1 protein-coding gene is annotated in these 706 nt (G+C 74.2%); it reads left to right on the top strand.

Annotated features, from left to right (window positions below; all coding sequences use genetic code 11):
• Nucleotides 1-19 precede the first annotated feature (19 nt).
• A partial coding sequence (locus tag K6I33_RS35470) for an ABC transporter ATP-binding protein (protein WP_229358894.1) occupies nucleotides 20-706 on the top strand: 687 nt, incomplete at its 3' end.

Here is a 706-nt window from a genome sequence, read left to right as displayed (position 1 = left end):
CCCCCGAGGAGACCCCCAAGTGATCCGTTTCGAGAACGTCTCGGTCTCCTACGACGGCACCGACCGCCCCACCCTCTCCGGCGTCGACCTCACCGTCCCCGAAGGGGAACTATGCCTCCTCGTCGGTCCCTCCGGCGTCGGCAAGTCGACGCTGCTGGGCACCGTGAGCGGGCTCGTCCCGCACTTCACCGGTGGGACCCTGCGCGGCAGGGTCACCGTCGCCGGGCGGGACACCCGTACGCACCGGCCCCGCGAACTCGCCGACGTCGTCGGCACCGTGGGCCAGGACCCGCTGGCGCACTTCGTGACCGACACCGTCGAGGACGAGCTCGCCTACGGCATGGAGTCCCTGGGCGTCCCGCCCGCCACCATGCGCCGCCGCGTCGAGGAGACCCTCGACCTGCTGGGCCTGGCCGGCCTGCGCGACCGGCCCATCGCCACCCTCTCCGGCGGGCAGCGGCAGCGCGTCGCGATCGGCTCGGTGCTGACCGCCCACCCGAAGGTGCTGGTCCTGGACGAGCCGACGTCCGCGCTGGACCCGGCCGCCGCCGAGGAGGTGCTGGCCGTGCTCCAGCGCCTGGTGCACGACCTGGGCACCACCGTGCTGCTGGCCGAGCACAGGCTGGAGCGGGTGGTGCAGTACGCGGACCAGGTGATCCTGCTGCCCGCCCCCGGCGCGGCCCCCGTCGTCGGCGAACCCGCCGAG

Origin of the sequence: Streptomyces sp. UNOB3_S3 (assembly GCF_020740895.1) — a bacterium.
GTDB lineage: Bacteria > Actinomycetota > Actinomycetes > Streptomycetales > Streptomycetaceae > Streptomyces.
The sequence above is the reverse complement of the archived record's forward strand: the minus strand, read 5'-3'. Positions and strand labels throughout refer to the sequence as shown.